This window comes from Streptomyces sp. 15-116A (assembly GCF_025290915.1).
Taxonomy (GTDB): domain Bacteria; phylum Actinomycetota; class Actinomycetes; order Streptomycetales; family Streptomycetaceae; genus Streptomyces.
This window is the reverse complement of sequence record NZ_JAOCQE010000269.1, coordinates 1-8,467: the sequence shown is the minus strand read 5'-3', so window position 1 is coordinate 8,467 and position 8,467 is coordinate 1. Positions and strand designations below refer to the sequence as shown.

9 protein-coding genes and 1 pseudogene are annotated in these 8,467 nt (G+C 73.3%); 6 read left to right on the top strand and 4 right to left on the bottom strand.

Going from position 1 to position 8,467, the window contains the following annotated elements; translation table 11 throughout:
- From N4P33_RS29140 to N4P33_RS29130, 3 genes and pseudogenes are all read right to left on the bottom strand, one after another.
- Nucleotides 1-331 (bottom strand): annotated as a pseudogene (locus tag N4P33_RS29140) (two-component sensor histidine kinase); the annotation flags it as partial.
- Nucleotides 328-1,068, bottom strand: coding sequence for a hypothetical protein (locus tag N4P33_RS29135; RefSeq protein WP_399030312.1), 741 nt, complete (start codon nt 1,066-1,068; stop codon nt 328-330). The pseudogene N4P33_RS29140 and the gene N4P33_RS29135, both read right to left, overlap by 4 nt.
- Before the next feature lie 122 nt (nt 1,069-1,190).
- Entirely contained in the window at nt 1,191-1,697 is a 507-nt protein-coding gene (locus N4P33_RS29130; RefSeq protein WP_260829884.1) for a dual specificity protein phosphatase family protein, read from the bottom strand.
- A gap of 95 nt (nt 1,698-1,792) precedes the next feature.
- On the opposite strand from N4P33_RS29130, the gene N4P33_RS29125 reads away from it, so the two are divergent.
- Nucleotides 1,793-2,596 (top strand): nuclease-related domain-containing protein, encoded by an 804-nt coding sequence (locus N4P33_RS29125; RefSeq protein WP_260829883.1) that lies wholly within the window; start codon nt 1,793-1,795, stop codon nt 2,594-2,596.
- A gap of 98 nt (nt 2,597-2,694) precedes the next feature.
- Here N4P33_RS29125 and ligD read toward each other — a convergent pair whose 3' ends face one another.
- Nucleotides 2,695-3,576 carry a non-homologous end-joining DNA ligase gene (ligD, locus tag N4P33_RS29120; protein WP_260829881.1) on the bottom strand — a complete coding sequence of 294 codons (882 nt, stop codon included), beginning with the start codon at nt 3,574-3,576 and terminating at the stop codon, nt 2,695-2,697.
- A 42-nt stretch (nt 3,577-3,618) separates the two neighbouring features.
- Between ligD and N4P33_RS29115 the strand changes: the two genes are divergently transcribed.
- The 5 genes from N4P33_RS29115 to N4P33_RS29095 all read left to right on the top strand — a co-directional run.
- Nucleotides 3,619-4,659: a Ku protein gene (locus tag N4P33_RS29115; protein WP_260829878.1), complete on the top strand. Its 1,041-nt coding sequence runs from the start codon at nt 3,619-3,621 to the stop codon at nt 4,657-4,659.
- 88 nt (nt 4,660-4,747) lie between these two features.
- Nucleotides 4,748-4,957, top strand: a complete 210-nt coding sequence (locus N4P33_RS29110; protein WP_260829876.1) for a hypothetical protein — start codon at nt 4,748-4,750, stop codon at nt 4,955-4,957.
- Nucleotides 4,958-4,969: 12 nt separating this feature from the next.
- A complete protein-coding gene (locus tag N4P33_RS29105) occupies nt 4,970-6,844 on the top strand; it encodes an aKG-HExxH-type peptide beta-hydroxylase (RefSeq protein ID WP_260829874.1) in 1,875 nt (624 codons plus the stop codon).
- A 74-nt stretch (nt 6,845-6,918) separates the two neighbouring features.
- Complete coding sequence (locus tag N4P33_RS29100) at nt 6,919-7,854, top strand: effector-associated domain 2-containing protein (protein WP_260829873.1); 936 nt, start codon at nt 6,919-6,921, stop codon at nt 7,852-7,854.
- Nucleotides 7,841-8,467, top strand: a 627-nt coding sequence (locus tag N4P33_RS29095; protein ID WP_260829872.1) for an effector-associated domain 2-containing protein, incomplete at its 3' end; no start/stop codon positions are given. The genes N4P33_RS29100 and N4P33_RS29095, both read left to right, overlap by 14 nt.

Sequence of the window (8,467 nt, the reverse complement as noted above, 5' to 3'; positions counted from 1 at the left end):
CCGGTCCCGCCGCCCACATCGCCGGCCGGCCCTCGCGGTGCGCGAGCATCGTGCCGCGCTGCCCGGACACGGCCAGGTCGCGCAGCTCGGCGGGCAGCCCCGGCGGATCCACCGCGGCTCCGCCGCGCGGCGCGTCCCCGGCCTGGTACGCCTCGGTCGCCTCCGTCAGCCGCCGCAGCGCGGTGTCCCGCGCCTGGCCGACGGTCTGATCGGTCACCTGCACATGCACCAGCACGCCGAGCAGCGCGGCGAGCGCGCAGCACATCACGGTGATGAACACGGCCGCCCTGACGGCGAGCGGGCCGGTCCAGCGGGGCAGCGGGAGCCTCACGGGGCGTCCGCCGACGGGGAGCGAGACGGCGTGGGTGAGGTGCTGTCGGGCCGGGGGCTCGGGGGCCGTTTGCGGCCGGTCGGGCGCATCTCGTCGTGCGTCAGCAGCATCGCCCGCTGATCGGGGTCCCAGGTCCACTGCAGCCGGTACTCGTACCCGGCGACCTCCGAAGGCGAGCGGATGATCACCGACCGTCCGGCCAGCTCGACCCCGCTCAGGGCGTCGTCGTACGCCATGACCTGCACGAGCCGCCGCTTCTCCACGGTGTAGACGCGGACGCCGGTCAGCTTCTCCGGGAGCAGATGGAAGCCCAGTGTGAGGTCGGCCCGCCCGTCGCCGGTCAGATCGCGGTAGTACGGCTCCAGCAGCGGGCAGCCGGGGCGGTGGCGGCTGCGGAAACGCTCGCCGCACTCGGCCATCGCGCGGACCGTGTCCCGGTACGGGGCCTTGTCGCCCCGGTACTCGTCGGGATGCGCGGCGATCTCGGCACGCACCACGGCCACCGGGTCCACCGCGCGGATGTCGCCACCGGGCACGGCGACGCCCTTGACCACCTCGGTGTCCACCTCGCCCAGGTCGTACGCCGGACTCGACGCCGGCGTCAGCTCGGGCCACAGCCGGGCCGGGCTGATCGCGGTCGGGGTGGCGCCCGCCCCGCGCAGCCCGCCGCTGTCACCGCAGCCGACGGCCGCCGACAGCGCCAGCGCGACGACGGCGGCACGGCGCAGGACGCGCATGCGACGGCTGGGGGGCACGGGACTCCTGGACGTTCTTGGACCACCTCGGTGTGCGCACACCTTATGCGCGAGCCGGTCGCGGGTGCGTCCCGGGTGACACCCATCAGGTGCCCTTGCGGCGCCTACTCCGCCAGGTCCTCCAGAAGCCGGGCCGTGGGCAGACCTGTGCGCAGGTAGTCGACGAACAGGTCGTTGTGCAGGGCCCAGGGCGAGCGGCGGGAGCGGATCAGGCGGATCGCCGCGTCCGCGGACTCGCCCTGCCGCATCAGGGCGTGCGCGACGACCAGACCCGAGCGGTTGTACCCGTGGTAACAGCGTACGAGGACCGTGCGCCCGCTCGCTCGCGCCTCGCATGCCGCCTCCGCGAGCCGGATGACACCCGCGAGCTGTGTCCCGTCCAGCGGCCCGTCCGGGATCGGCCATACCTGATGCTCGGTCTCCGGTCCCGGCCCGTAGCCCGGCAGCCGCAGCAGCGTCTGGACGACATCGAACTCCTGTCGCACCACCGCCAGCTCCAGCCGCCCGGACCGGCCCCTGAACTCGTGCCCGCCCATCCACAGACCAGGCACGATCTCGTCCCACGGACGGTCCGGAGCCGGTACGTCGGGTCGCTCCTCACGGGTACGCAACGGCGCCTCCCCACGATCCCCAACTCCTTCCCACGGTAGCCGGGTTCTTGCCCGCACAGCACCCCGCCTGTTCCCATGGACTGGGGTGATGGTGCATGAACGGACTGCGCGTCATACCGACCTGGCAGGGCGGCCGGGAACGGCTGTACGTCTGCCACCCGGACGGCAGGAACCTCGCCTGGTACGACCGTGAGGCCGCCCGGGTCAACCTGCTCGGCCAGGACCACGAGGACGATGTCCTTCAGGCCCTGGGCCCCTTCCTCACCGGCCCCGTCTCCGTCGGCCCGCCCCCGGTGCCCACGCCCGCCGAGCTCGCGCGCCTGTCCCTGCACCCGGACGACGACCTCGCGCCCAACCGCCCCGGCGAGGCCCTGCTGGTCGCCCTCGACCGCGACCCCGGCCCGGCCCGCCGGCTGCGCCCCGACCCGCGCCGCAGGGCCCTCACCGCGGAACTCACGGTGGGCGAGGCCCTGGACCGCACCGACGGCGCGGGCTGGCACACCCTGCACTCGATCCCGCTCCCCGGCGGCGACCGCATCCACCATCTGCTGATCGGCCCCGGCGGCCTGTACGCCGTCCACACCCTGTACGCCCACAAGCAGCGCGTGACGGTCACCGACCCCCATGTCGCGCTGGGCCGCCGCGAACCGACGCCGCTGCTGCGCCGCGTCCGGGCCTGCGCCGACCGCGCCTCCTACGCGCTGACCGCCGAGGTCCGCCCGGTGCTGGTCCTGGTCGGCGCCTCCCAGGTGAGCCTGCGGGTCCCGCCGCGCGAGGTGCGCGTGGTCACGGACGCCGACGTGGTGGGGCTGACGCGGCAGGGCGGGGTGCTCAAGCCGGCCGACGTGGAGGCGCTGCACGCGATGGCGCGCGACCGGAACACGTGGGCGCGGGTGTGAGGAAGGGTGGTGCGCCGGCGCAGGTGTTCATGCGTGCGTGTCCGACGTGGCTCGCGCTCCGTGCGGCTCGCGCTCCGTGCGGCTCGCGCTTCACGCGTTCACGGCAGCGAACCGGCGTGCCCCCGGTCCAGCAGCGGCGCCAGCAGGTCGCCGTGGACCGTCAGGCGCGGCCCGATGTCCGGGGCGGTGATGGCCAGCCGGTCCGGTGACCGGCACTCCTCGACCTCCTCCCAGGTCACCGGCGCCGACACCAGCGGCTCGGCCCGGGCACGCAGGGTGTACGGGGTGGCCGTCGTCTTGCGGGCGGCGTTCTGGCTCCAGTCGACGAAGACCTTGCCCGGCCTCAGGCTCCGCGTCATCCGGTGCAGCACCAGCCGGGGCATCGCCTTCTCCGCCTCCACAGCCAGCCCCTTGGCGTAGTCCGACACCCGCTCGGAGGAGGCGCCCCGCACCGCCGCCAGCAGATGCAGCCCCTTCGACCCGGACGTCTTGGCGTACGCCTCGAACCCGTCCTCCGCGAGCCGCTCGCGCAGCCACAGCGCGACCTCGCAGCAGTGCACGATCGTCGCGGGCGGCCCGGGATCCAGGTCGAAGACGATCCGGTCGGCCTCGGACGGGTCCCCGACCAGCCACTGATGGGTGTGGAACTCGGTGACGAGGTTCGCCGCCCACATCAGGCTCGGCAGATCCTGCACGACCACCATCCGTGAGGGCCCCTCCGACCTGGGCACCTCGGCGGTGGTGACCCACTCGGGCGTACCCGGCGGCACATTCTTGGTGAAGAAGACCTGCCCGTCGGGCCCGTCCGGATACCGCAGGAACGACACCGCCCGGTCCCGCAGATGCGGCAGCAGCACCTCGGCCACGGTCGCGTAGTAGTGCAGTACCTCCGCCTTGGTGAACCCGGTGGCGGGATACAGCACCTTCTGGAGATTGCTGAGCGGGAGCCGTCGCCCCTCCACCTCAGTGATAGGCGCCATACGATGAGAATCTCACGCAAACCATGACAAACGGTCGGAAAGGTGCGGCACGTGAGGTCCATCTGGAACGGCGCGATCTCGTTCGGCCTGGTCAGCATCCCGATCAAGCTCGTGAACGCCACCGAGAGCCACTCGATCTCCTTCCGCCAGATCCACACCGAGGACGGCGGCCGGATCCGCTACCGCAAGTTCTGCGAACTGGAGGAACGCGAGGTCAGCAGCCAGGAGATCGGCAAGGGCTACGAGGACGCGGACGGCTCGATCATCCCGATCACCGACGAGGACCTGTCCCACCTGCCGATCCCGACCGCCAAGACGATCGAGATCGTCGCCTTCGTGCCCGGGGACCGGATCGACCCGCTCCAGATGGACGCCGCCTACTATCTGGCGGCGAGCGGCGCGCCCGCCGCCAAGCCGTACACCCTGCTGCGCGAGGCCCTCAAACGCAGCAACAAGGTCGCCATCGCCAAGTTCGCCCTGCGCGGCCGCGAGCGGCTGGGCATGCTGCGGGTGGTCGGCGACGCGATCGCCATGCACGGCCTGCTCTGGCCCGACGAGGTGCGCGCGCCCGAGGGCGTCGCCCCCGACACCAGCGTGACCGTCCGCGACAAGGAACTCGATCTCGCGGACGCCCTGATGGACACCCTCGGCGAGGTCGAGCTCGAGGACTTGCACGACGAGTACCGCGAGGCGCTGGAGGAGGTCATCGCCGCCAAGGCCGCCGGCGAGACCCCGCCGGAACTGCCCGAGCCCGAGCGCGGCGGCAAGGTCCTGGACCTGATGGCGGCCCTGGAGAACAGCGTCCGCGCGGCCCGCGAGTCCCGCGGCGAGTCCGCGGAGGAGGCCGAGATCAAGCCCATGCCGCAACGCAAGACCTCCCGCGCGGCGCCCAAGGAGTCGGGCGGCAAGAAGTCCACGGCGAAGAAGACGGCAGCGAAGAAAACGGCGTCCTCAGCACGGAAATCGACGAGCACGAAGAAGGCAGCGGCAAAGAGTACGACTGCAAAGAGCACGGCAAAAAGGGCTCCGGAGAAGAAGGCGACAGCGAAGAAGTCGGCCTCTTCCCGAAAGCGCTCGGCGTGACATGGGCGTGAGCGCCACGAAGTGGCGGTTGATTACGGTACGTTGCCTCCCGACACACTGGTACCAGGGGGAGCAGCAGGGAGCGCAAGTGACGACGTCCGCGACCGAGATCGAGACCGATCTCATCGATCTCAGCCGCTGCGGTCTGCGGGAGGTGATGGCCCTCCGCGACGCCACCGTCACGGACGCACTCTCCTCCCTGGTACGGCATCTCGGCGAGAAGACCGCGGCGCAGAGCGCCAGCGGCGGCGCCGGAAGCCCCTATCTCGCCGTCGACTGCGCCCCCGACCGGCACTGAGGACCTTCGCGGATGACCGCGACGACCCGGCACCGTCTCCCGCTGTCGGATCTGGACGACCTCGCCGTGGGGCGTATGGCCCCCGCCACCGCCGGGCGCATCCGCGCCGTTGAACGCGGCCGGCGCATGCTGATGCTCCGCGCCGTCGTCGAGTCCGCGCGGACGGCGGGCGCCGACACGGGCTCGCCCCTCTCCCCGCTCACCACCCCGCTGGACCTCCTCCTGCGCGTCGAACGGGACCACCCGGACGTGGTGTCCGGCCTCCTCGATCACCCCGGACTGGGAATCTGGGCGGTCCGGGTGCTCGACCGCCTGCGCACCTCGGGGACCGAGGAGCACGGGACGACTCCCCTCTGGCAGGAACTCGGCTATCTGCACCACCTCGCCGCGGCAGCGGCCCTGCGCGCCCGGTTCACGGCCGACATCGACCTGCCCGTGTCCGGCGGCGCCGTACCCCTGCCCACGCTGGGCCGGATGGCCCTCCCTGAGGACCTGACCGCCCCCATCCGGCAACAGGTGGCCGTCCTGCGGATCCCAGCGTCCGGACCCGCGCACCTGACCGTGGCCGACCGGAGCCTTCCCCTCCCCGACGACCCGGACCGCGCCGACGCCGGCTGGCAGCCACTGCGCGGTGTCGCCGACGGGACCCTCGTCCTCGACGACAGCGACCCCTACCGCGACTTCCGGACCGCGCCCCAGCCCGCCACGCCCCTCACCCCCGCCGAGGCGGCCCGCTGGCGGTCCATGCTCCAGGCGGCCGACGCGGCCCTCCTGCGCCGGCACCCGCACGCCGCGGCCCTGCGCGCCACCGCCCTGCGCGTCCTGGTGCCGCTGCCCGAGGCCCCCCGCTACCGTCCGACCAGCGCCTCCTACAACGAGGCGTTCGGCAGCGCGCTGATGTCGCTGCACCAGGACACCGGCGACCTCGCGGCGACGCTCGTCCACGAGGCGCGGCACTCCGTCCTCAACGGCCTGCTGCATCAACTGCCGCTGTGCGAGGACGAGGACGCCGACCCCGAGCTGCTGTTCGCCCCGTGGCGCGGTGACCCCAGGCCCGCCTCCGGACTGCTGCACGGCGCCTACTCCTTCGCGGGCGTCGCCGACTTCTGGCGAGTCGAACGCCACGCGCTCGAGGGCGCCGCCGCCCGCCTCGCCCACTTCGAGTTCGCCCTGTGGCGCGAGGCCGTCACCGATGCCCTGCGCACCCTCGGCGACCTGGCCCGGCTGACTGCACCGGGGCGGCGGTTCGTCGCGGCGATGACCGAGCAGGCCGCCGCCTGGGAGGCGGAACAAGTCCCCGAGGACATCGCGGCCCTCGCCCGGCAGGAGACCGCCGACCTGAAGGCGGTCTGGCGCGCCCGGCACACCCACCCGGACGCCGAAGGCGTACGCCTGCTGGCCCGCGCGTGGCGGCAGGGCGCCGATCCGCGCACGCTCCCGGCGGTCCCCTCCGAGGTGCGCACCGACCCCCGTTACGGACCGCCCGACCCGCGGGGCGAGCTCCGGCGCGCGGCCCTCACGGAGCCCGGCGCCCTCACCGCCCATGCGCACGGCGGGAGTTACGCCGCCGGACGCGATCCCGCGCTGACCGCGCCCGATGTCGCGCTGTGCGAGGGGGACGCCAAGCGTGCGGCGCAGGGGTACGCACAGGTCCTCGCCGCCGACCCCCACTCGCCGTCCGCCTGGGTGGGCCTCGGGCTTGCCTTCGCGGCGATCGGAGAGCGTGCGGCCGCGCATGCCTTGCTGCACCGCCCCGAGCTGGTCCGCGCGGTCCACCGGACGCTCTCCCGGGAGAGCGAGGGGGCGCCGCCGCCCGGCATCCGCGAGGTGAGCGACTGGATCGGCCGGATCCCGGCGGTGTGCGGCGAGCCGGTGCCCCCGCTCTGACCGTCTGGCGCCGCTCCGCCTCCGGCCGTACCCTTCCGCACACGGTCAAACCGTGGTCGGCGGAAGGGAGTTACGTGGCGACAGCGCGCGCCGACGACATCTCCCCGCCGGATGCCGCCCCCTCCTGGCAGGCGCGGATCCTCGATCCCGCCGGTACGCCGCTGGCCCTGGCGGCGGTAGTGATCGCCGAGCACACCCTGCTGACCTGCGCCGCCGTGCTCGATCGTGCGCCGGCTGGGATCGTGCTGGCGGAGTTCCGGGGGAGCGGCGGGGCGCGGTGGGCGCCGGCGAGGGTCGCGGAGATCGGACCCCGGCACTCCCTCGCGGTGCTGCATCTGGAGCGCGCCGCCGATGCCGTACCGGCTCCGGTGGGGCATTGCGGGGAGCGGAGCGGGTTCGCGGTGTCGGTGTACGGGCAGGCCGGTGCGGGCTCCGGACTGCGCGTCCGGGGCCGGGTGGCTGGGGGGTCGCGCGACGGTCTTCGGTGCCTGGAGTCACTCGAAACCGCGTGGGCAGGGCACTTCGCAGGCGCGGGCGTGTGGGACACCGAACTCGGCCAGGTGATCGGAGTGATCGCCCCTGAGTCCGGATCGCCCTCTGGCCGGGCCGGTGCCGCCCGGATGATCCCGTTCGACGTATTGGACTCGACCAGTTTTGGTGAACTCCTGTCCGGGAACTTTCCCCCTGGACGCAGCGCCGCCCAACAAGCCACAACGCAGGGCGAGTTGTGGCCGATCGTGGAAAGCTTGCTGGCAATCGAATCGGTAGCGTCGGACGGGGGAGCGGCACTGCTGTCCCTCCTGCCCGGCAGGATCGCCCGGGGGGTCCCACGGCAGAGCCGGCCGCGGCTCCAGCTCCTGCAACTCGTCCGCCGATGCGATGAGTTCGAGGAGGGCCCGGCGGCCCTGGTCGCGGTCGTCCGGGTCATGGAGGGGGAGACCAGCGCCGTGCAGCGTTTCATCCGACTGGCCGGGCAGACCTGGCCGCACCGGCTGCGTGACGACGCCTGACCCCGCGCCGGGTGCGGTGTTCGATCCCGAATCGGCCGCACGCCTGGCGGACGCGTTGATGAAGGTGTCGGTGCTCGACGAGATCGCCAACCGGCGGCTCTGTGTCACCGAGGCCGAGGCCCGGCTCAGGGCACGGATCTCCGTGCCCGAGTCGCCCGAGAAGAAGATCCACGTCATCTCCATGGTGCGGGCCTTCGGCGCCGTACCGCGTGGCTGGCGGGCGCTCACCGAGGCGGTGCAGTACGTGGCCGACTACGACCTGCCGTCCCGGCACGCCGCCTCGCTGGCCCACACCGTGGCGCTGCCCGTCTTCGAGGACGCCGCCGAGCACGCGCTGCGCGGTCTGCTCGTCGGGCTCGACCGCACCACGGTGCCCGGACTCGACGACGTCTACCAGGCCGCCGCCGGACCGCACTTCGGGCCGCTGCCGCCCGGCGTCAACACCGCCTGGGAGGCCCACCAACTGCTGGCGCACACCAACTGGCCGGCCGACGGCGTGCCGCGCGCCGTGCGGTTCCTCACCGCACTGGCCGCCGCCCTGACCCCGGAGCGCGGCGACCCCGTCCGGGACTGGGTCGCGCGACAAGTGCGGGACGCCACCGGCGACCCGGCG